Raw genomic sequence first — 23,141 nt, forward strand, 5'->3', positions numbered from 1 at the left:
TAGATTTTGTTTCCCAAAGTTTAATAGCCTTATATTCTATGTCAGGGAGGTAGAGTAAGTAATGAAAAAAATCCTTATTATTGAAGATGATGAAGTCATAAGAGAAGAATTACAGAATTTTTTAAAAAAGTATGGATACGAAGTAAATGCACCTATAGAGTTTAATAATATAATACAATATACTGAAAATGAGAATGCAAACCTTATATTACTAGACATAAACCTTCCGGAGTTTGATGGCTATTATATATGTAGAGAAATACGTAAAACATCAGATGTTCCAATTATAATAGTTACAAGCAGAGATAGTGAAGTAGATGAATTAATTAGCATGAATTTAGGGGCAGATGATTTTATAACAAAGCCTTATAATACAGAAATATTATTAGCAAGGATAACAAATGTATTAAAAAGAACATATGGAAACTTAAAAACTAATAATATATTGAATTACAAAGATTTTAATTTAAATCTTTCAAATGCAACGGTTATTTATAAAGATAAATCTTTGGATTTAACTAAAAATGAGGTTAAGATACTTTCCTATTTAATAAATAATAGGGGAAGTATAGTAAAAAGAAATTCACTTATGGAATACTTGTGGAAAGCAGATTATTTTGTAGATGACAGCGCCTTAACCGTTAATATCAATAGATTAAGAAAAAAGCTTGAAGAGATAGGCATAGAAAATCCAATAGAAACAAGAAGAGGGTTAGGGTATATAATGCCATGAGTATAGGCGAATTTATTAAAGATAAAATTGTTATAATATTATGCAATATGATGATGTTTATCATATTAGCAGCTATAATGATTGCTATTAACATTAATTTCATTATAATTGTATTTGCTTTTGTTATCTGGTTTTTTCCACTAATTTCATATATGGCTTTAGAGTTCATAAAATATAAAAATTATTATGATGAGATTAATAGTGTATTAGAAAAATTGGACAAGAAATATCTACTTCCAGAGATGATAGAGGAAGCAAACTTTATGCAGGGGGAAAAACTTAATTCTATACTTAAAGAAATAAGCAGAGACATGCATGAAAATGTAAAATACTATAAAGATATGCAATCAGATTATAGAGAATACATAGAGACATGGGTCCATGAAATTAAAACACCAATAGCTTCTACAAAGCTGATAATTGAAAATAATAGAAATGAAGTATCTAATAAAATAGACTTCCAGATGGATAGAATTGAGGGATTTGTAGAACAGGTGCTTTATTATTCCCGAAGTAATAATGTTGATAAAGACTATATTATAAAACAAACTAACCTTGATAATGTAGTAAGAAATGTAGTCAAAAGAAATCATAGAGATTTTATTCATAAAAAAATAAAATTATATATAAAAGATATTAATGAAGTTGTATATACTGATGGAAAATGGACTGAATTTATTATTAATCAGATAATCGGAAACTCTATAAAGTATTCAAGTAATAAAGAGCCAATGATAAATATATATTCAGTTAAGAAAGCTAATTTAGTAATGTTAATTATAGATGATAATGGAGTAGGTATAATAGATAAAGATATAAATAGAGTCTTTGAAAAAGGCTTCACTGGTGAGAACGGAAGAAGATTTAGCAAAAGCACAGGAATGGGCTTGTATCTATGTGAAAAGCTTTGTTCAAAATTGGGATTGAAAATTAGTATTGACTCTGAGGTTAATAAAGGAACTAAAGTTACATTAATATTTCCTTTGTCAAGTATGGCAATTTTTACAGATGATTGAGGATAAAAGAACTCCAACCTATTTCAGGTTAGAGTTCTTTTAAATTTAGAATCATTAATCAATTATTATTTTATTTCATCAATAAACTTTTGTAATTGTTCAATGAATTTTCCAACATGAATTCCATCTAAAAGCATATGATTTACTTGTATAGAGTAGGGTAGTAATATTTTATTATCTTGGGTAAAATATTTTCCAAAGGATATTCTAGGAATAGAGTCTTCTTTATTCATAACTATTTCATTTGAAATGCTAGTAAATGAAATCCAAGGAATACATGAAAAATAAATTAACTTATCTTGATCAACATCTACTTCTGGGAAGTACTCCTTTTGAGATTTAGACATTTCTTTGGCCGTATTTGAAAACTCCTTCATACTATTATTTAAAGGCAATGTAACAATTTTAAATAAATTTTCTTCAGCACCCATATCGATAAATGATGGTTGTAAGGAGTCGTGAAGAATAATCTTCCCATCTCTAATCTTATAGCGAAAATCTTCAATTTGATTCATGACATATGTAGATGCATATACCATACTGTAATAAAAGGATAAATTATTTTCCTTTACAGACTTTAGGAAACTTGTAACATTTAAATTCATGCAAATGTTAAATTGAGGATTATCAACACCGTCAAAAAACTTATAGTGTTCTTTTCTATTCCAATTATCAAAATTAATATATTTCATAACTTCCTCCTGTAGTAATTAGTGATGTTATATTATAGTATATAATCTACAAATTGTAATGTACACTTTAATTTAAGTTAGTCCATATTTAAATGCTGTAATGTAGAATCATTCAAACAACTCATTTATAATTGATATAATATTAATCAATGGTTCTTCATAAGGATAATGATAATATTATGTTAAAATAATAAGTGAAAGTAATTAATCCTATTAAACTTTATGATAAGCTAAAGGAGGACAAAATGAATTCTACAAGGGAAGAATTGTTTCAAATACAAAGTGATTTACAAATGGAAGCTTCAGAATTGGAGAAGTTATTAAATCTTAATGAGTTATTACAAAGGGTAGGAGAACCTATTAGAGTAGGAAGTTCTGCACTAGGGTTAATGGTATGGCGAGATTTAGATGTTACAGTAGTTTGTAATGACTTAAATATTGAGAAAATAGCTGATATAGCTAAGGACTTAATGGCAAGCCCCTATGTTAGAGAATTGAAATTTAAGAATGATACAGGTTCATGGAATGAAGAACCTCATATTTATCCTGATGGTTTTTATTTTGGTCTTAAATGCAAGTCTAATACAAATCATATTTGGAAAGTAGATATATGGTTTGTAGAACAGCCAGAAAGACAACCAGACTTAAAGCATATAAAGACAATATCTTCTAGATTAACTCCAGAGAAAAAAGAAATCATACTGCGTATTAAAAAGGCATGGGCAGAAAAACCTGAATATGGTAGCATAGTTACTAGTTATCTAATTTATAAAGCGGTATTAGATGAGAATATAAAATCTTTGGATGAATTTAATTCATATTTAAAAAAATAGAAATGAATTAAGGAGCAATAATAATACACAAAAAGGTTGTTTCAAAATTAGTATTTAATTATTTTGAAACAACCTTTTGCGTTGTATAAATAAGTAAAATGAATATATTTTTGTTAAATTTGTGTATTTTTATTGCGAAAAAATTAATTATATTATATAATTAATTTGAAAAATTAAATAGGCAAAATTAGAGAAATCTAATGACGCAAAGCTATAGGGGCTAAAGCTAATGCTATGCCAGCCAGTTGCCAAAGAGTAAAGTATACTTTTTGTTTTGGAAATATTAAGCAATATATACGCTTTTTTCTGGTATCAATTTTCAGAAGGTTTATGTCTTTGAAAAACTAAAGCTGTATATATGTTTATTAATGATGTCTTTAATTAATAATGCTTTTATTTTCTTGTTATAGAGCTACTCTTTTAGAGTAGCTTTTTTGTTGAACACTATAGCTAAGCAATTGCCATCAATATATTTAAATGGGGGGAATTCCAATGAAAAACTTAAAAAATCTAAAAAAGCCACTAGTAGTATCATTAATGGCATCAATGCTGCTAGCGCCAGCAACATCATTATTACTAGCAAATGAAGTTAGTGCGCTAGAAAAACAATCAGGAGAATACAAATTAACTTGTCCAGTAGAAAAAGTAGCAGTAGCATCTACACAAGAAGATTTAAATTTTGGTGTTGGAGAAGGTATACAGTGGCCTTCACAAGTAAATGTGCCATTTGTTGATATGGTTTCTTGGGTAACTAAGCCAGGATATTCTAACAATGGAGCAATAAATTTACAAAGAATAGTAGAAGATACAGGTGTGAAATTCTTCAACTTAGGATTTATACAATCATCAGGTGGTATATCAGATGGTAAAGTAAATTGGGGATGGGGTTCACATGCTGTTCTAAGTGAAAGACATAAAGATAATACTCAATACCAAGGAATAAAGAAATCCATAAAAGACGTTAGAGATATGGGTGGAGACGTAACAATATCTTTAGGTGGACTAAATGGAGTGACATTCTGGGAAGTAACTCAAGATGTAGATATATTATTTAATACATATAAAGAACTAGTTGACGGTTACGGATTAACAAGACTTGACCTAGACATAGAGGGTGCAGCACAAAATAAGGCTTACAATATAGCTAATGCTAAGGCTGTAAAGAAACTACAAGATGCCACTGATGTGGATATAGTATTAACACTGCCAGTATTACCAAGTGGATTAACTTGGGTGCAGTTAGATGTTCTTGAAGCTTACCTTTCACAAGGGGTAGATGTAGAAGTAGTAAATATAATGACAATGTGCTATGGTCAAGGAACATTGCTTCCAGGTGAAAACTATGGGACAGGCTCCTTAAGAGCTGTTGATAGTACAAAAAATCAGCTAAAGGAATACTTTAAGAAGTATACAGGCATAGAGTTAACAGATGAGCAAGCCTACAGAAAAATAGGGACAACTCCATCAATAGGATTTGAAGGGTCTGCTCATCCAACATTTACAACAGAGTGGACTAACCTAGTAGTAGAGCATGCTATAGATAGAGGCATAGGAGTTACTTCTATGTGGTCAATGAATAGAGATGCTATGGTGGAAAGTAATCAAGGAGTATCAACTCAATATGAGTTTACAAATATATTTAAGAAGTTTGGTGAAAATACAGAAGGTCAACCAGAAGTTAATAAAGCTCCATTATTAAATGGTGTAGTTGATAAGACTATAGCGGTTGGAGATGATTTTGATAAATTAGCTGGAGTAAGTGCAATTGATAAAGAAGATGGAGACTTAACATATAAGATAAAAGTTGATGGAGAAGTAGATACTACTAAAGCTGGAGTATACAAGTTAATATATTCAGTAGAAGACAGTGAAGGTTTAGTAACTACAAAAACAAGAACAATAACTGTAAAAGAAGTATCTCAATTGGAAGATACTTATGATTCAAGTAAAATATACTTAGCAGGGGATGTAGTAATATATAAAGGTGAAAAATATACAGCTAGATGGTGGACACAAGGACAAACACCAGGCAAGTTTGAAGTATGGGAAAAAGAAATAATAGTTAATGAAGATGGGACTATAGACTACTATGAAGGTATAATTTGTGAAGGTGGAGAACTAGTAGCATATGAAGGCAATGTATATAAAGCTAAATGGTGGACAAATACTAAACCAGGCAGTGATTTATCTTGGGAATTAATAAAATAAAGAAAAAATTGGCTATCATTAGGGTAGCCAATTTTTTAAAATAAATATTTGTTGACAATAATAGGGTTTTATTATAAGATTAACTAAAATTATAATTATAGAAAAGGAGATTTAATCGGATGATTAAAGTTGTTCTTAACTAAACTATTAAAAATAAATAGTGTTAATGCTTTAAAGGTTCTAGAATAGAACTTTATTTAATGACGCATTTTAAGAACAATATCGTCTATTAAACTCTTTTATATAAAAATAAAATAACTACAAATGCACATATAAAAATGTATATGCTTATTTATATTACAATTAAAATATGAATAAATATATTGTGCATTAAGTTTAATTTGAATATAGTAAGAGATATTTATATAAGAAAGATCCCCATGGATGATATTGTTCATCCATGGGGACTTTTTTAATAGAAAAAATTAAATTCAATTATAAAGGAGAGAAGATATATGAATAAATTTGGGCCAAACCCAAACAGTATTTATCCTAATGAAAACATAAAGAGCATTTGTTATATGAAAAATGTTATCAAAAACCCCAATATTCAGGTTGGAGATTACACTTATTATGATGATGCAAATGGAGCGGAAAAGTTTGAAGAACATGTTACACACCATTATGAATTTATAGGTGATAAACTTATTATAGGTAAGTTTTGTGCCATAGCAAAAGGAATAGAATTTGTTATGAACGGTGCAAACCATAGAATGAACTCGGTAACAACCTATCCTTTTAATATTATGGGAAATGGATGGGAAAAAGCTACACCTACACTTGAAAATTTACCCTTTAAAGGTGATACGGTAGTTGGAAATGATGTATGGATTGGGCAGAATGTTACAGTAATGCCTGGTGTGCATATTGGAGACGGCTCAATTATTGCTGCTAACTCTGTAGTGACAAAAGATGTTCCTACATATCATATTGCTGGAGGTAATCCATGTAAAATTATAAAAAAGAGATTTGATGATGAATTGATTGATTACTTATTAAAATTAAAATGGTGGGATTGGTCTGAAGAAAAGATTTTTGAAAATCTTGAGATACTCTGTAGCCCAGACTTAGATAAAATTAAGTCTATCAAATAACCTTTTCATTATTAAAACAAAGAAAAATTATGTTGACGAAATAGCATACAAACAATATGTATTGTTAATATCACGTATTAATTTAAATATAAAAATTTATTGAAAGGACTATAACTATGAATTTTGATGAACTATATGATATTGCCAAAAATACATTAAATCCTAGAGAACTTTCTAAAAACTCCTATGCTGGTTCTGTTGCAGCAGCTATTTTGAGCGAAAGTGGAAAAGTTTATACTGGAGTATGTATAGATACACCTTGTTCTATGGGATTTTGTGCAGAACATGCGGCTATTGCAGCTATGATTACTGCTGGAGAAAATAAAATAACAAAAGTAATTGCAGTGTATGAGGATGGGGCGATAATTCCACCATGTGGAAGATGTAGAGAATTCATTTGCCAAATCCATGATGAAAATCATAAATGCGAAGTAATGATAGAAAAAGATAAGATACTTACTATTGATGATTTGTTGCCCTATAGATGGGAATAGAATTAGCTCGTAATTTAAAATAATCAAAAACAGTAAGAAAAAAGGGAGGACAATGATTTATGAGAAAACTTATTATTAACGCGTAGCAAAGGCTATTGCGTTAAAAAACATAATCAAGAAAATAGCCTTTGTTTGATCCTAAGTAAAAAGATTCAAATTTAGGAGGAACATAATGTGCTATATTAAAGCTGAAGATATATTTCCAAAAGAGATAATGGACTTAATCTGGGAGTATGTAGAAGGAAAAAATATATATATCCCTAAAAAAGAAGGTAATAGAAAAAAGTGGGCAGAAACAACTAACACAAGAAAAGAAATTAAAATTAGAAATGAAGCTATTTATGAAGAATATAATAATGGTATAGATAAAGAATCTCTTGCTAAGAAGTATTTTTTATCAAGAAAAAGCATAGATAGAATTATTTTACAGGAAAAAAGAAAATGATTAATTTAATGAGATGTAATAACTACAGAACGAATAGACAGCATCAATTTATATTTATGTTATAATAAAGAACAAATAAATTAAAAAGGGGGGGATGCATATGACAATAAATTTAATCAGATTCATTGAATTAAGCTCCGAGCAAAGACTGTAATATAAATCAAAACATGACTTGCTAGGGGTTTTATATAAAAATTTAAATAAGTGTTTTGTGCAGTTTTTGCTTAATTATTTACCCCGAAAGTAAATAGGAGTAGATAAAGTGAAATATAAAAAAGCACAAGATGTATTACCTAAAGATATTCTTGAATTAATTCAAGAATACATGGATGGTGGTTATTTATATATACCAAGAAAATTTGAAAATAAGAGATCTTGGGGTGAATCAAGTGGTTTAAAGCTTGAGATAAAAGAAAGGAATATAGAGATATATAATAAATATAAAGAAGGTATGTCAGTTAAGGAACTTGCTGAAGAATATTATCTATCTCAAAGTAGTATAAGAAGAATAATATGCCAACATAATATATAGTAAAGTGGATACTTAGTCTTAGGCTAAGTATCCACTTTTTTATATCAAGAGAATTGTAATTTTCAATAGACAAACTTAAACAACCAGTGAAGATAACTTGTGCTCAAAATCTTCACAGAGCCATTCTCAAGCGTGCAATAAGCAAAGAGTGTATGATAAAATTAGATTAAATTATAAAGCAAATGGATTATAATTTGAACATTTGATTTTTAATACTTAGAAAGAATTATTAAAAGATAAAGAACTTGCTAAAATTCTTATCAATGGATGTTAGATATTTTACAGCTTTTTTCTAGAATGATATTGATAAAAGTAGAGGGGATTTAAAAATAGCAAGGTTGATTCTAAAAATTACTATAAAATTAATAAAGTGAGGTATGAATAAATGATAAATAAACAGAATGTTACAAAAATTCAAAGAGTAAATCCTACAAATATTCCGTCTCCTGTGGGAAAATATAGCCATATAACAAAGATACCGAAAAATGCTGATATTTTTGTGGCTTCAGGCCAAGTAGGTGTGGATAGGAATAACAATATTCCTGAATCAATTAATGATCAAGTGGAAAATACCTTTAAAAATATTGCTGATCTATTAGCATCTCAAGAATTATCTGCTGATAATGTAATTAAGGTTAATATTTGGGCAACTGAAGAAATTGATTGGGATTATTTAGATGGTAAGTGGGATTCATTATTTGGAACAGAATATCCTTCAATGACTATTGCGTATATAAGTGCATTAGGGTTGCCTGAATTAAAAATAGAAATAGAATTATGGGCTGCAAAGTAATTAGCTTAATGAGCCATAAATTAGTTTTATATAGTTTATGGCTCATTTTTATATAGTAAAAGTTATTGAGGTTGTTCCAGAAAAAATACTAGGATAAGATATAGAAGATATAAGAATATAATACAAATACAAGAAAGGAGAAAGTAAAAATGAGTGGAAATTTATTAATTAATAATAAAAAATATATTTATAAGTGTAATTACAAAGATGACAGTATTTTAAGAAATAGTTTTAATAGATTAACGGAAAAAACTTATGATTTTAATTTTGAACAATGGTATGAGGATGGCTATTGGGGAGATAAATATATACCATATTCTTTGTTAGATGGAGATAAGGTAGTATCCAATGTTTCGGTAAATATCATAGATTTTTTAATTCTAGGAGAGCAAAAGAGATATATACAAATTGGAACTGTTATGACAGATGAAGATTATAGAGGACAGGGATTGAGCAGAGCGCTTATGGAGATGGTATTAAAAGAATGGGAGGATAAATGTGATCTTATTTATCTTTTTGCTAATGACAGTGTTCTTGACTTTTACCCCAAGTTTGGATTTGATGTGTGTGATGAATACCAATACTCAATAAATAAAACTAAAGAGGGCAAGATAGAGAAAATAAGAAAGATGAGTATGGATGATGATAAAGATAGGGAAATTGTTTGTAATATGGTCCGCAGTACACTACCTTTCTCAAAGGTTTCTATGAGAAACAATCTATCTCTTATAATGTTTTATTGTACGTATTTTATGAGGGATAATATTTATTATCTTGAAGACTATGATGGGGTGGTTATTTGTGATTTTAATGAAGAGGTTCTATATTTACAAGATGTGTTTAGTAGAAAAGAAATAAAATTAGATAGCATAATTAGTGCAGTAATCACTGAGAAGAGTAAGAAAGTAGTTTTAGGATTTACTCCAAAGGATAGTTCTTCTTATGAAAAAAGTTTGATGAATGAGGAGAATACCACTCTTTTCATTAAGGTAGGAAAAGATAATCCATTTAAAAGTGGAGATTTAATGTTTCCTGTATTATCTCATGCATAATGATAAATATATAAAACCCTGGGCAATACAGAAATGTGTTGTTCGGGGTTTTATTATGCCTTTGGAATATATATTTAATTTTAATTATCATATAGTTTGATTACTTTATAGGGTATCGAGAAAATTTCTACAACATTATTCGAAAATACGTACATTTTTAAATAATATGTTGAAAATGTTCGAATAAAGTGTTATTATAAAAGTGAAAAAATCATGTCTTCGTATATTTTTGGCGATAGAATCTAGATGTCTCTACCAGAACTATGTAAAAGTTCTGACTATGAGGATTTATTTATTACTAGAGTATAAGTGGGCAATTTAAAGGGGGAAAACAAGGATGGCAGACTTTTTTACTGACTTTTTAGCAATCATAGGTGTTGTTCTAAATGGCTTGCCACAAGGGTTGTTAGCATTAACATTTGGTTTTGCTTCAATTCCAACAGCATTTGCTTTTTTAGTAGGAGCAGTTGGAAATTTACTAACAGGTTCAGTTGCACCTATTTCTTTCCAAGCAGAAACTATTACATATGCAGGAACTGCTGGTAAGGATATGGAAGAGAGACTTTCAATGATATTCTTTGGTGCGGTTATAATGACTTTTATAGGAATGTTCGGATTTTTAGGTAAAATCGTAGATTTTATAGGTCCAACAATTACATCAGGTATGATGGCAGGTGTGGGAATAATGCTTGCAAAGGTATCTATGGACATGCTGAAAAGTGAAAAAGTTGTAAGTATTGTATCAATTGCCACTGCGGTAATAATACACTTTGCTACAAATGATTTAGTTCTAACTATTACTATTTCAGTAGTTATTTCAAGTATTGTTGGAAATATTCTTAATAAGGATATGAGAAATGTTGAAATACCTAAGGAAAAAATAGAAAGACGTAAACTTAGCTTTAATAGTAAAATATTAAGAGGAGCACTTGGAATGGTGTGCTTAAATATTGGATCTAATATAGCCTTCGGACAAATTACTGGAAGTATGGCTAATACAAATGTAAATATTGATCATCTTTCTGTTATCAGCAGTCTAGCTGATATGGGTTCTGCATTATTTGGTGGTGCACCAGTTGAATCTATAATCTCAGCCACAGGAAGTGCTCCACATCCATTAGCAGCCGGTATAATCATGATGTTAATTATGGCTGTCATATTGTTTTTAGGGTTACTGCCAAGAATAGGTAAGTATGTACCTTCTCAATCAATTAGTGGTTTCTTATTTGTACTAGGTATTTTAGTAACAGTACCAGTAAATGCAGCTACTGCATTATCAGGAGCAGATAGTTTAGTTGGTGGTGTCACTATGGGAGTAACAGCAATAAGTGATCCATTCTTTGGGATGCTTGCAGGAACTATAACTAGATTTGCTGTAGGATTATTTTAGGAGGTAAGTTCATATGAATACATATAAATTAGAATTACTTTCATTAGAGAGGGAATTACCTTTAATGAAAATTAAAGATGATTTAGCTATTGCAAGCTTTGTAATACTAGGTGATACTGAATTAGTACAAGCAGTTGCACCTGCAATAGCAGATAGATTAAAGGAAATAAAAGATATAGATATAATTGTTACTGCTGAGGCAAAAGGAATACCTTTAGCCTATGAAATTTCAAAGCTTTTAGGTTTAAAGGAATTTATTGTAGCTAGAAAAAGTATTAAAGCTTATATGGATTCACCAATAACTGAGGAAGTAAACTCAATTACTACTCAAAAGAAACAGTTTTTATGTTTAGACAAAATTGACGCAGAAAAGATAAAAGGAAAAAATATTGCTATTATAGACGATGTTATTTCCACTGGAGAGTCATTAAAGGTTGTTGAAAAGTTAGTTGAAAAAGCTGGAGGTATCATAAAAGCAAAAGCTGCAATTTTAGCTGAAGGAGATGCTTCAAACAGGGATGACATTATATTTATAAAAAGACTTCCGCTATTTAAAGTTGATGAAAATGAAAACTTTATAGAGATATAATAAAAATATAATAAAAAAAGATATTTCAATTGGGTATTATTGAAATATCTTTTTTAAAATTATAGAGTTATGTTACCGTACTGAGAGAAGTCTATTGTTATTGTAGCTTCCTTAAAATGAATTTCATAAAGAGCCAACTGGTTTCTAGCTTGTTCTATTGTCATTTCATAATCAGGAATCTTTTTAACAAATCCATCCTTTAAATCATATATTGTTAAATCACTTTTTTGAATTACTGCCTCAGTAACTCGAACATGCTCATTTCCTTTAGATGGAACGGTAGTAAATGCTACTGTGTTATTTTTTGGAAATTCCTCTACCTTTAAATTATCTCTAAAGGTTGAAAAGTACACTACACCTTTCTTTTTAGTATCATAATAGAAGTTTACAATCCTAACATTTGGAATATTGTCTACACAAGTTGCTAAAGCTATTTCACTTTGCTCCACCATAATCCTATTAAATTCTCGTAAAAAATCCATTTTTCTTCCTCCTTATCAAGTGATTCTTAGCTTCAGATGGAGTTTACTTAAAAGGAATACTTATTCCAACTGAAACTTAGAAGAACTTATCCAGGGACGTAGCATCCATTATGCACAGCATAAGAACTCTAAATCGCTGAAGCTCAAGAGTTCTAATATCTCCCACTTGTAGAAAAGCAGAGAACTAAAATCTTTGATTTTATGTGAATCGCTTTCACAGAGTGCGATGGGAGTATTACGGATGGTAGTCATCGGATAAATTTATTGTGTCATAGAAAACTTTTGTAGTTTTAATATAACATACAAATATTGACACCATTATGTCATGGTTATAAAATGAATTCATAAATGAATTTGAGGAGCGATACAATTGAAAATAGATAGATTGATGTCCATAATTATGGTATTGCTGAATTGTGAAAAAATCAGTGCAACAAAGCTTGCTGAAATGTTTGAGGTTACACCCAGAACTATATATAGGGATATAGAAACGATATCCCTATCTGGTATACCAATTATTACTTATTCTGGTATGAATGGCGGCATTAGCATTATACCTGAATATAAAGTGGATAAAAAATTTTTTACTGCTGCAGATATTTCAACACTTTTAATGGGGCTTGCTAGCGTTTCAACGACGCTATCTAATAAAGAAATTATAGGTACTCTAGAAAAGGTAAAGAGTCTACTTCCTAAAGAACAATTTAGGGATATTGAATTAAAATCAAACCAAATAACCATTGATCTTACCACATGGATGGGGAATAAGAGCTTTAAGCCAAGCCTTGGAAAAATAAAAAAAGCTTTAAATGAAAGCAAGTATCTATTGTTTGAATACTATGGTGGGGGCAGAGAAAAAAATAATCGTTGCATTGAACCTTATCAATTGGTATTAAAAGAAGGACATTGGTATTTACAAGGCTACTGTACTTTAAGAAAAGATTTTCGTGTTTTTAAACTATCTCGAATTTCAAATCTTGAAATATCAGATTCTACATTTATATCACGAGAATTTCACGCAAATCCGTTAGATGGAAGTGGGTGGATAGATAAAAGACTTATTACAATTAAGCTTCTAGTGGATTGGTCTCTTAGAGAACAAATGGTTGAACGTTGTGGGGAAGAAAATATTGAGCCTTATGGGGATAATCAATTTATGGTCGACTTTCCATTTGTAGAAGATGATTTAGGATATAATATTTTGCTAGGATTTGGAGATAAATGTGAATGTTTAGCCCCTGAAAATGTACGTAAAGAGCTTATCTATCGTATTGAAAAATTATCGAATATTTATAATAAATAATATCTATTAATTGCACCATTGACAGAACTGAATGAAAGAAGGATAGAAACGTCATTAAGTTATTAAGTCAAATAGTACATGGTCGTATGCTGCATATGGACAAATATTATCAGTTAGTCCTGTTATAGTTGATTGTGGTATTGAAGAATTTGATTTAGGGTACTTTTCCAGAGATGAACGATTAATAGGTGAGTATATATTTTTCGATATTGCAAGATTAGATATATATGATAAAAAATTATATTAGGAGGACATGTATGGATACTATTGTTACCTTAGAAGAATTAGAAAGTATAATTAATGTAAAGTTTCCAAGAACTTTTCATGAAATTTATAAATCGGGAGCAATGGAATGGTTGAAACATTCATATGATTGGCTTAATCAAAATAGAGAGGCAGTTGAAATGAATATAGAATCATTTTTTTATAGGGTTGGAGGTGACTGTGAACCAGTTGTTTTTCCAGCAATACAAGAAACGATAAATTACTTTGAGGAAATGTTAGAGTATGATGAGGATTATAAACTTGGAAAGGTAAAAATTAATCCTAAATATAGGTTTATTCCTTTTGCGCAAATGGGTTCAGGGGACTTGTATTGTTTTTGGTATGAAGAGAATAAGAAAGAGCCAAAAGTAACTGTATATGGACATGACACAGGAGATATGGATCTTTTAGCTAATGATTTTGATGAGTTTTTATTTATCCAACTATGGACATCTGTAGTGGATTGGGGAGATGATATTAATGATGATTCTATACAGGCTCATATAAGATTTTTAAAGAAGGAATATAAAGAACTTTTTCAAAGTGGAGATGAAGATAAAATAAAATCAGTTATTGAAAGTATGGGTGAACCTAAGCAGATAGAATATCTTGTATAGTTCTATAGTGAAATATTGGCATATATATAAATCAACCCGTATAACTTATAAGAAGCTATAGGAATAATTATTCTTATGGCTTTTTTATTAAATAAAATAAATTATATTATCAGTGTAATCATAATAAGAGATTAATTTTTATTAAATTTGTTGACAAGGAAACAAAAAAACGATATTATTGTTTCTGTGGAAACAAAAAGGAGATGTTTAAAGTGGATAATATTAATATTATTATGAAGAGTCTTAAAGAGATATATGAAAAGGAAGAAACCCTAGGGAAGTTATCATTTAAGGGTGAATATGAAAAGTATGGAGTTTCAGAAATACACTGCTTAGATCTCATAGGAAAAATAAAAGATCCTAACGTTACAAAAATATCTCAAAGCATGAATATGACGAGAGGTGCTATAAGTAAGATTAGCAAAAAACTTTTAAATAACAATCTTATTGATAAGTACAAAAAGCCACAGAATGATAAGGAAATATATTTTAAATTAACAGAGTTAGGTGAGAAGTTATATAAACATCATGAAATAAAACATAAGCAGTGGGAAGAAAGAAATAATAAGTTTTTTAAAAATATAGATGAAAAAGACCAAGAAGTTGTAGCTAGTTTCTTAAAGAAATTTAATAACTATTTAGATGAAATAATAGAATTAGAAGGAGAGATATAGTATGAATTTACATTTAAAGGAATTTAGTATTCCCGAGGAAATATTAAAATGGGGAGATTCACAACCAGCCCATCAAAGACAACATATAGGAACTCATATAGATTGTTATAATCTATCAAATATAGAATTACCATCAGAAATAAATGTTAAGGTAATAGATGTAAGAGGATTAGATATTATAGATGTTACTATATTAGAAAATGTAAAAATAGAAGAAAATTCATTTGTAATATTTAGAACAGGATATTTAGAGCAATATGGATATGGAAGCGAAGAGTATTTTAACTCTAAAACAAAACCTTATTTAACAAATGAAATCATAGATAAATTACTAGATTTAAATACCAAATTAATAGGAATAGATTTGGGTGGAATACAGCATGGTGAAAATCATGTAGTAATAGATAAATATGTTGAAAGTAGAAAATCTTATGTTGTAGAAAATATATGTAACTTAGATAAAGTTCCTTCAGACTTTAAAGCAAATCTAAAATGGCTTCAATTAAAAGGTGCCACAGCAATAAAGGTTGAGATTGAAACCATATAAAAATAGTAAATTTTATTGGATTATGATAGCATTCATTCTCAATATTTACATTAACAATTATTGGGAGTAATATAATTAATATTAACTTATCCTTTTTATATATGTTAGCAAAAAATAAGCAGATATATTATAAACAAATTCATGAGGTGAATTATGAAAACTGTGGTAATAAGGGAATTGGGGGATTATGAACTAGAGTCAATTTATGAACTAGATCTTACTAGAAATCATATCAAAGACTGTTGTGGTTGTTGGAGTTGCTGGTTAAAAACTCCTGGTAGGTGTATAAATAAAGATTTAGACCAATTTTATTTTAAATATTTAGAGGCGGACAAGGTAGTCATATTTTCTAAGCTTACAAAAGGTTTTGTAAGTGGAAATTTAAAGAGTCTTTTTGATAGGATGATACCTCTGTTTTTACCTCAAATAGAACTATCCATAAGGGAATCAACAGGACAATTTAGACATATGGTAAGGTATGAAAAATATCCAGATATAGAATTTTACTATGAAGGTAATTTTGTAACTAAAGAAGGTAATCAGATTTTTGAAGATTACATTTATCGTACATTTGATCAGTTTGCTTCAAAAAATATTACGGTTAAAACATTAGAACAATATGGTCAATAATTTAATGGAGGAGCTTATGAGTACAATAATTCTTAACGGATCTCCTAAAGGGAATAATGGTAATTCTGAAATATTTATTAATCAGTTTTTAAAGGGGATGAAAATTCCCTGTGATGTAAAATATATCGTCAAAGAAAATCCTAAGACTCTTGCTGAGTATGTTAAAGACTTTGATACTATTATTTTTGTACTTCCACTATATATTCATAGCATGCCCGGTGTTACAATGCGCTTTATTGAGTGTTTAGAGCCTGCAGAGCCTTCTGAAAATAAATCAATAGGTTTTATTGTGCAAGGCGGTTTTCCAGAAGCATCTCAATACAAATATGCTGAAAGATATTTTAGCTCACTCTCAAAGGAACTTAATAGAGCTTATTTAGGGACAGTAATAAAAGGGGGCTCAGCAAATGTTTCTACCATGTCAAGTTTTATGACAAAAAAACTCTTTAAGTCATTAGAACGCTTAGGTGAAATATATGAGCAAACTCATACCTTTGATAAATCCATTATTGAAGACCTAAAGAATCCACGTGAATTCACAGGATTCTCTCTTAAAATCATGAAATTTATTACTAAGACAGGTTTAATCAATCAAATGTGGGATAAACCTTTAAAACAAAATGGTGTTTTTGATAAAAACCTAGATAAGCCATTTTTGGGGAAAAATTGATATTATATAAATAAGAAATGCTTAGTGGCGATAACACTAAGTATTTCTTATTTATATAAAGTATAAAGTTTGGTTAAAGAGGAATTAATTACATAGAAATAAAAGCTTAGAAATTAAAGGAATAAAAACATTAGTATAGAAATAAATATTAAAGTGGTAGTGAATGTTATTGGTAATAAATACTATTACTATAAAATAATACAAGAAGGAGGGCATCATGAGTATTTTAACAAGATTTAAAGAGATTATGTTAAGTAATATTAATGCATTATTAGACAAAGCTGAGGACCCAGAGAAGATGATTGATCAATGCTTGAGAAATCTTAATAGCGACCTAGGTAAAGTAAAATCTGAAACTGCTTCTGTTATGGCAGAAGAGCAAAGAGTAAAAAGAGAATTAGATGAATGTACATCAGAGATTGATAAAATGCAGAGATATGCAATAAAAGCATTAGAAGCTGGAAATGAAGATGATGCTAGAAAGTTTTTAGAGAGAAAATCTGAATTAGCAAAGAAAGAAGTTGAATTAAAGGAAGCATATGGGGTAGCTTCTTCCAATGCTGCTCAAATGAAACAAATGCATGATAAACTTGTTAATGACATTGGTGAGCTAGAAGGGCGTAGAGCTATGCTTAAAGGGAAAATGGCAGTAGCAAAAACCCAAGAAAGAATTAACAAAATTGGTTTATCGGTGAACAGTGCCAATAAATCTATATCCGCATTTGATAGAATGGAAGAAAAGGTGAATAAAGCTTTTGATGAAGCAAATGCAATGGCAGAACTTAACGCAGGACCTAAAGATGATATAGAAGATTTAACTGCTAAATATGATAGTAATACAAATATAGATGACGAATTAGCTGCTCTCAAGGCAAAATTAAACAAATAAGTAATGATGCCTTATATATAAAAGCTGTAGCTTTAGCTACAGCTTTTATAATAAAATATATTCTTAATTAATAGTCAGAGGTGAATAAATCATGGTAATACATTATAAATGTCCTAGCTGCGGTGGTGATATGGTCTTTGATAGCCAATCAGGAAAATTATCTTGCCATAGTTGTGGAAGAAAAGATAATATAGAAAATTTTTCTGAAGAGTTTATTACCACTACTTTTTCAGAGGATGAAGCAAAAGAATACCATTGTAAAAATTGTGGAGCAATACTTATGACAGATGCAGATACTACAGCAACTACCTGTAGTTTTTGTGGTGCAGGGATTGTCCTTGGAGATAGGTTATCTGGAACAATGACCCCAGCAAAGATCATTCCTTTCACCATTAGCAAAGAGGAGGCTATGAAAGCATTTACCTCTTGGTGTAAGAATGGGCGTCTCACTCCAAAGGGGTTTATGACAGCTGATAGGGTAAAGAACATAACAGGGATGTACGTTCCATTTTGGTTATACGATTTAAATAGTAAAGTGAAGGTGAACGCTCATTGCACTAAAGTTTCAAAATATACTAGAGGTGATTATATATATACAGAAACGCAACATTACGATGTATACCGAGATATCAACATTGATTATATAAAGGTACCCGTTGATGCTTCTCAAAAAATGAATGATGAAATTATGGACAAATTAGAACCATACAATAATCTAAAAGATTTCAAAACCCCTTATCTTGCGGGATATATTGCAGAAAAATACAATTTTGATGATAAGGATTTACTCCCAAGGGCTAAATCAAAAATAGGAAAATATATAGAGTCCTATATAAGTTCAACCATCACTGGGTATTCTTCAGTTGACTATAGAAGCAAACAAATTGATACTAGGCCAAGGCAGGCTTATTACACCCTCCTTCCTGTGTGGATGGTTTGTTATGATTATAATAAATCTGAACATACCTTTGCCATGAATGGACAAACAGGTAAGGTTGTGGGCAAACCTCCTATTAGTTTTGAGAAAGTTGCAATGTGGTTTGGGGGAATTGCAGGCGCTACATTCATAATACTAAAATTAATATCAGTGATTATGGGAGGTGGCCTTTGGTGAAAAATAAAACATATTTAAAAGGAATTTTATTTTTAATTATGCTACTCATTTTTCTGCCGCTTGTATCAAATGTAGCAATAGCTGCTTCCGATACAAAACAAAGGATTTATGACTTTGCAGGCCTTTTAACTCCAGAAGAAATAGAGGAGCTTGAAGTTACAGCTAGTAAATACAGCTCTAAAAGGAAAACAGACATGGTTATACTAACCTCCAATAATATGGAAGGTAAAGATGTAGTAAAATACATGCAAGACTTTTATGATGAAAAAGCCTTAGGGTATGACAAACCCCATGGTAATTGTGCTATATTAACAATTGATATGGAAAATAGGGAAGTGTACTTAGCAGGTTTTTATAGAGGAAAGGAATACCTAGATGATAGTAGACTTGATCTTATAAGAAGTAAAATTACACCTGATTTATCAAAGGGAGATTATTATAAGGCTTTTCATAATTTTATTAAAACTTCCTATAAGTATATGGGAATTAGGCCAGGAGTGAATCCGGATAATATATTATTTGATTTAGGATTTCAGATCATTGCCTCCCTTGCAACAGCTGGGATTATTGTCGGCTTTATGGTCCATAATTCAGGGGGTAAGATAACCGTTAATGAAGGTACTTATCGAGATCATGGTAATTCAAGAATAATTCAAAGAAGAGACGATTATATAAGAACAACAGTTACAAAAGTTCAAAAACCATCTCAAAATAATTCTAGTGGAAGCAGTTTTGGAGGAGGCGGTGGCGGTGGTGGAGTCACATCAGGTGGCCACTCACACAGCGGCAGTAGAGGTAGCTTTTAGAGTTCTTAATGATAATAAGATAATGGGATAATAGGATGAAATGAAAGGAATGATAATATATGGCATTTTTTAAAAAACAATTTGCTAACGTAGTTGAATGGGAAGAATTTAGAGATGATATGATTTTCTGGAAATGGAACAATAGTGAGATTAAAAAAGGAAGTAAACTGATTATCCGACCTGGTCAAGATGCTATATTTTTAAATAATGGTAAAATAGAAGGTATATTTAAAGACGAGGGAGATTATGACATAGAATCTGAGATTATACCTTTCTTATCCACATTAAAAGGTTTTAAATTTGGCTTTAACAGCGGAATGAGGGCGGAAGTATTATTTGTTAACACAAAGGAATTTACAGTAAAGTGGGGTACGAAAAATGCTATTAATATTCCAACCCCTCAACTTCCTGGTGGCATGCCTATCCGCGCCAATGGTACATTTAATTTTAAAGTCAACGATTATATTGCTTTGATTGACAAAATTGCAGGGGTAAAAAATAGCTATCTTGTGGAGGAAGTTAAGTTAAGGATTACTTCTATTCTTAATCAACTTTTAATGAAATGGATATCTAAAGAAGGGAAGGATATGTTTAATCTTCAAGGGAATGCATTTGATATCTCAAAAGGAATTAGGGAAGATCTTGACATGGAGATTATGAGTAGCGGAATAACAATCACAGGCTTTAACATTATGAGCTTTAGTTATCCAGAAGAGATTCAAGATATGATTAATAAGAATGCTTCTCACAGTATGATTGGTGATTTGAATAAATATCAGCAAGTATCCATGACTGATGCCATGTCCTCTGGTAATGTTAAGGGTGGAGGCGTTGCTTCTGATATGGCTAGTATGATGATGGGAATGAATATGGCAAATCAGATGATGGAAAATATGAAGCAAAATCAAAGCACACCAACGCAAAATAATAATAATAATAATAATACTGCTGTTGAGAAGAATGCAAAGCCTAATTTCTGCCCTAATTGTGGTCAAAAAACTGGAGGGGCAAACTTCTGTGCTAATTGTGGACAAAAGCTAGGATAAGGGAGCAGTATAAGGAGTATTTGCAGGAGTTTAAAGGCTCTCACTATTGTGAGGGTCTTTTCTTGAATTATGAACAAGATTAATACAGAATCATAAATGAAATTGATAGACTCCTTTGATACATTATATAATAATGGTGTGTCAAAAATTAGTGTGTTCAGAAGTAAGAAATTTAATTTCTATATTGAATGCATAGATGGATTTAAGGAGAATGAGATATGAGGATGGATATGAGAAACTTTTTAGAGCTAAAAGGAAATTTGATTTATCTAAAAAAATTAGACAAAGAATATCTTGAACAATATTGGGAAAATCTAAGCAATTGCAGCATAGAAGCAACAGTATTTACAGGCACCCAACAAGTATTTAGTAAATCAGATATTGAAAGATACCTAGAAGATATATCTGAAGATAGAAGCAGAATTGATTTTTTAATATTCTCAAAAGAATCTAATGAAATAGTAGGCGAGGTTGTTATTAATGATATATTCAGGAATAACAGAGGTGCCAATATACGAATTATAATAAATAGAAAAGAAGATTTCAGTAAAGGTTACGGCAGCGAAGCAATGATTTTGGCATTGAATTATGGATTTGGAATGCTTAACTTACATAGAATTGAGTTAGAGGTATTTCCTTTTAATCAAAGAGCAATTCATGTCTATGAAAAAATAGGTTTTATAAGAGAAGGAATTCGAAGAGATGGATGTTTTTTTAATAATAAATACTATGATATGATTATCATGAGTATCTTAGAAGAAGAATTTAGAGAAAAATATAATTATAACAAAGATTTATTAAAGGAATTTAATAATTAAGTAGGTTTATTATTTAAATATGTAAGTATATAAAAAAACAGAAGACTTTTTAGTCTTCTGTTTTTTCAATAACTTTATTTTTTAAGCGAGTGTTCACTGATTCTCTGAGCAAAGTATATAAGACAGATGCGATAGGAATGAAGGTTAGCATACCTAAAACTCCCATCATGCTACCTCCAATGGTTACCGCTGTAAATACCCATATAGCCGGTAATCCCACTGATGCACCAACAACTTTTGGATAAATAATATTGCCTTCAATTTGCTGTATGATTAAGAAAAATATGATAAACCAGAAGGCCTGTGTAGGATTGGAAACTAAAATTAAGAAAGCTCCTACTACACATCCGATAAAGGCACCAAATATAGGAATAAGAGCGGTAAAGGCAATAAGCACAGAAACTATGGTGGCATAAGGGAAACGGAATATTGTCATACCAACCCAAAACATGCCGCCTAAAATAAGAGCTTCTATAAATTGGCCTGTAAAGAAATTAATAAAGGCATTGTTTGTAATAGAAGACACTTTAATTATTCTGTGAGACAAACCCTCAGGCAAAAATGCCTTTAACACTCGTTTTATCTGATTTATCAGGGTTTCTTTGTTCATAAGCATATAAAATGCAAAGACCAATCCTAAGAAAAACTGAAGTAAGCTTTTAAAAGTTATTCCAATTATGGACATAAAGGAATCAATAATGGAAAGACTTAGGTTTTGAGCTAGTGTTAACAAACGTCGATTTATATTTTCAAAACTTATTCCAAATTCTTCAGCCTGTTGTGCCAGAATAGGAATATTTAAATTTAAGCCTTCAGACCATATTTGTATTCTTTCGATAAATGATGGCATCATTTTATTAATTGAAGCTATAGTACGACCAATTTCAGGAATTACAATAAACATCACAAGGAGTATGACAGCTATAAATGAAATAAGAGTTAAAATAATACTTATGGGACGAATAAGTTTAGCAGTTTTCTCGCTTGTCTTACCCTTTGTATTTGACAATTTATAAAGGCCTTTTTCTATGGAACGCATAGGAATATTAAGAGTATATCCTATACATAGTCCAAGAAAAATTGGAGAAATATAGGTAAATAGTGTTTGGAAAATTTTCATAACAACAGGAAAATTGCTCACTGCCAAATAAAAAAGTACCACTGAGCAACCAATAAATATTATATGTCTGGCAGTTTTTTTATCAATGTACAAATAGATCCACCTCACTGTTTTGTTTAATTAATATTGTTCTGTTTAATTAAGTAATTAAGTGAGAGCCTCTATTTATTTTGAACAGAGGCTCCTCACAGTATATATTAGATGAGTTTATTTTTTATTAAATTTCATCATTTTCTCCTAAAATAAACTTATAAGTCTAATTGTATATTACAGAAGAAAGCACATTAAAG

The 23,141-nt window shown here is 30.1% G+C and carries 26 protein-coding genes and 2 riboswitches; of the genes, 23 read left to right on the forward strand and 3 right to left on the reverse strand.

Annotated elements, in window-relative coordinates; translation table 11 throughout:
* The first annotated feature begins 61 nt into the window (after positions 1 to 61).
* Together KQI86_RS08975 and KQI86_RS08980 are read left to right on the forward strand one after the other, a co-directional pair.
* Positions 62 to 733, forward strand: coding sequence for a response regulator transcription factor (locus KQI86_RS08975; protein ID WP_216438934.1), 672 nt, complete (start codon positions 62 to 64; stop codon positions 731 to 733).
* Complete coding sequence (locus KQI86_RS08980) at positions 730 to 1,749, forward strand: ATP-binding protein (protein ID WP_216438935.1); 1,020 nt, start codon at positions 730 to 732, stop codon at positions 1,747 to 1,749. The genes KQI86_RS08975 and KQI86_RS08980 overlap by 4 nt, the downstream gene beginning before the upstream one ends.
* A gap of 65 nt (positions 1,750 to 1,814) precedes the next feature.
* On the opposite strand, the gene KQI86_RS08985 is transcribed toward KQI86_RS08980, so the two are convergent.
* The gene (locus KQI86_RS08985; RefSeq protein WP_216438936.1) at positions 1,815 to 2,441 is read right to left on the reverse strand and encodes a chloramphenicol acetyltransferase; all 627 of its coding nucleotides are present in this window, start codon (positions 2,439 to 2,441) and stop codon (positions 1,815 to 1,817) included.
* A gap of 245 nt (positions 2,442 to 2,686) precedes the next feature.
* On the opposite strand from KQI86_RS08985, the gene KQI86_RS08990 reads away from it, so the two are divergent.
* From KQI86_RS08990 to KQI86_RS09035, 10 genes are all read left to right on the forward strand, one after another.
* Positions 2,687 to 3,274: a hypothetical protein gene (locus KQI86_RS08990; RefSeq protein WP_216438937.1), complete on the forward strand. Its 588-nt coding sequence runs from the start codon at positions 2,687 to 2,689 to the stop codon at positions 3,272 to 3,274.
* 170 nt (positions 3,275 to 3,444) lie between these two features.
* Positions 3,445 to 3,527, forward strand: a riboswitch (cyclic di-GMP riboswitch).
* Between the two features lie 239 nt (positions 3,528 to 3,766).
* Positions 3,767 to 5,482 carry an immunoglobulin-like domain-containing protein gene (locus KQI86_RS08995; protein ID WP_216438938.1) on the forward strand — a complete coding sequence of 572 codons (1,716 nt, stop codon included), beginning with the start codon at positions 3,767 to 3,769 and terminating at the stop codon, positions 5,480 to 5,482.
* 455 nt (positions 5,483 to 5,937) lie between these two features.
* Positions 5,938 to 6,576 carry a Vat family streptogramin A O-acetyltransferase gene (locus KQI86_RS09000; protein WP_216438939.1) on the forward strand — a complete coding sequence of 213 codons (639 nt, stop codon included), beginning with the start codon at positions 5,938 to 5,940 and terminating at the stop codon, positions 6,574 to 6,576.
* Positions 6,577 to 6,692: 116 nt separating this feature from the next.
* Positions 6,693 to 7,070: a cytidine deaminase family protein gene (locus KQI86_RS09005; RefSeq protein ID WP_216438940.1), complete on the forward strand. Its 378-nt coding sequence runs from the start codon at positions 6,693 to 6,695 to the stop codon at positions 7,068 to 7,070.
* Positions 7,071 to 7,242: 172 nt separating this feature from the next.
* Positions 7,243 to 7,515, forward strand: coding sequence for a CD3324 family protein (locus KQI86_RS09010; RefSeq protein ID WP_216438941.1), 273 nt, complete (start codon positions 7,243 to 7,245; stop codon positions 7,513 to 7,515).
* A gap of 262 nt (positions 7,516 to 7,777) precedes the next feature.
* Positions 7,778 to 8,047 (forward strand): CD3324 family protein, encoded by a 270-nt coding sequence (locus KQI86_RS09015; protein ID WP_216438942.1) that lies wholly within the window; start codon positions 7,778 to 7,780, stop codon positions 8,045 to 8,047.
* Between the two features lie 385 nt (positions 8,048 to 8,432).
* Entirely contained in the window at positions 8,433 to 8,840 is a 408-nt protein-coding gene (locus tag KQI86_RS09020; RefSeq protein ID WP_216438943.1) for a RidA family protein, read from the forward strand.
* Positions 8,841 to 8,989: 149 nt separating this feature from the next.
* Positions 8,990 to 9,892 (forward strand): GNAT family N-acetyltransferase, encoded by a 903-nt coding sequence (locus KQI86_RS09025; protein WP_216438944.1) that lies wholly within the window; start codon positions 8,990 to 8,992, stop codon positions 9,890 to 9,892.
* A gap of 199 nt (positions 9,893 to 10,091) precedes the next feature.
* Positions 10,092 to 10,193: riboswitch (purine riboswitch) on the forward strand.
* Between the two features lie 36 nt (positions 10,194 to 10,229).
* A complete protein-coding gene (locus tag KQI86_RS09030; RefSeq protein WP_216438945.1) occupies positions 10,230 to 11,282 on the forward strand; it encodes an NCS2 family permease in 1,053 nt (350 codons plus the stop codon).
* A gap of 13 nt (positions 11,283 to 11,295) precedes the next feature.
* Positions 11,296 to 11,871 (forward strand): phosphoribosyltransferase family protein, encoded by a 576-nt coding sequence (locus KQI86_RS09035; protein ID WP_216438946.1) that lies wholly within the window; start codon positions 11,296 to 11,298, stop codon positions 11,869 to 11,871.
* Between the two features lie 59 nt (positions 11,872 to 11,930).
* Here KQI86_RS09035 and KQI86_RS09040 read toward each other — a convergent pair whose 3' ends face one another.
* Positions 11,931 to 12,353: a pyridoxamine 5'-phosphate oxidase family protein gene (locus KQI86_RS09040; protein ID WP_216438947.1), complete on the reverse strand. Its 423-nt coding sequence runs from the start codon at positions 12,351 to 12,353 to the stop codon at positions 11,931 to 11,933.
* 370 nt (positions 12,354 to 12,723) lie between these two features.
* On the opposite strand from KQI86_RS09040, the gene KQI86_RS09045 reads away from it, so the two are divergent.
* The 11 genes from KQI86_RS09045 (at position 12,724) to KQI86_RS09095 (ending at position 21,731) form a co-directional block, all read left to right on the forward strand.
* Positions 12,724 to 13,656 (forward strand): helix-turn-helix transcriptional regulator, encoded by a 933-nt coding sequence (locus KQI86_RS09045; protein WP_216438948.1) that lies wholly within the window; start codon positions 12,724 to 12,726, stop codon positions 13,654 to 13,656.
* Between the two features lie 257 nt (positions 13,657 to 13,913).
* Positions 13,914 to 14,537 carry an SMI1/KNR4 family protein gene (locus KQI86_RS09050; protein ID WP_216438949.1) on the forward strand — a complete coding sequence of 208 codons (624 nt, stop codon included), beginning with the start codon at positions 13,914 to 13,916 and terminating at the stop codon, positions 14,535 to 14,537.
* A gap of 203 nt (positions 14,538 to 14,740) precedes the next feature.
* A complete protein-coding gene (locus KQI86_RS09055; protein ID WP_216438950.1) occupies positions 14,741 to 15,211 on the forward strand; it encodes a MarR family transcriptional regulator in 471 nt (156 codons plus the stop codon).
* Position 15,212: 1 nt separating this feature from the next.
* Positions 15,213 to 15,758, forward strand: a complete 546-nt coding sequence (locus tag KQI86_RS09060; RefSeq protein ID WP_216438951.1) for a cyclase family protein — start codon at positions 15,213 to 15,215, stop codon at positions 15,756 to 15,758.
* Positions 15,759 to 15,911: 153 nt separating this feature from the next.
* The gene (locus KQI86_RS09065; protein ID WP_216438952.1) at positions 15,912 to 16,388 is read left to right on the forward strand and encodes a flavodoxin family protein; all 477 of its coding nucleotides are present in this window, start codon (positions 15,912 to 15,914) and stop codon (positions 16,386 to 16,388) included.
* A gap of 16 nt (positions 16,389 to 16,404) precedes the next feature.
* On the forward strand, positions 16,405 to 17,058 hold the full coding sequence (locus KQI86_RS09070) for an NAD(P)H-dependent oxidoreductase (protein ID WP_216438953.1): 654 nt from the start codon (positions 16,405 to 16,407) through the stop codon (positions 17,056 to 17,058).
* Positions 17,059 to 17,275: 217 nt separating this feature from the next.
* Positions 17,276 to 17,947 (forward strand): PspA/IM30 family protein, encoded by a 672-nt coding sequence (locus tag KQI86_RS09075; RefSeq protein ID WP_216438954.1) that lies wholly within the window; start codon positions 17,276 to 17,278, stop codon positions 17,945 to 17,947.
* 91 nt (positions 17,948 to 18,038) lie between these two features.
* Complete coding sequence (locus KQI86_RS09080; RefSeq protein ID WP_216438955.1) at positions 18,039 to 19,061, forward strand: TFIIB-type zinc ribbon-containing protein; 1,023 nt, start codon at positions 18,039 to 18,041, stop codon at positions 19,059 to 19,061.
* Complete coding sequence (locus KQI86_RS09085) at positions 19,058 to 19,867, forward strand: TPM domain-containing protein (protein ID WP_216438956.1); 810 nt, start codon at positions 19,058 to 19,060, stop codon at positions 19,865 to 19,867. Before KQI86_RS09080 ends, KQI86_RS09085 begins: the two co-directional genes overlap by 4 nt.
* A gap of 59 nt (positions 19,868 to 19,926) precedes the next feature.
* Positions 19,927 to 20,913: an SPFH domain-containing protein gene (locus tag KQI86_RS09090; RefSeq protein ID WP_216438957.1), complete on the forward strand. Its 987-nt coding sequence runs from the start codon at positions 19,927 to 19,929 to the stop codon at positions 20,911 to 20,913.
* 218 nt (positions 20,914 to 21,131) lie between these two features.
* The gene (locus KQI86_RS09095) at positions 21,132 to 21,731 is read left to right on the forward strand and encodes a GNAT family N-acetyltransferase (protein ID WP_216438958.1); all 600 of its coding nucleotides are present in this window, start codon (positions 21,132 to 21,134) and stop codon (positions 21,729 to 21,731) included.
* Between the two features lie 49 nt (positions 21,732 to 21,780).
* Here KQI86_RS09095 and KQI86_RS09100 read toward each other — a convergent pair whose 3' ends face one another.
* Positions 21,781 to 22,944 (reverse strand): AI-2E family transporter, encoded by a 1,164-nt coding sequence (locus tag KQI86_RS09100; RefSeq protein ID WP_216438959.1) that lies wholly within the window; start codon positions 22,942 to 22,944, stop codon positions 21,781 to 21,783.
* Between the last annotated feature and the right edge of the window lie 197 nt (positions 22,945 to 23,141).

The organism is Clostridium mobile (assembly GCF_018918285.1).
Taxonomy (GTDB): domain Bacteria; phylum Bacillota; class Clostridia; order Clostridiales; family Clostridiaceae; genus Clostridium_AW; species Clostridium_AW mobile.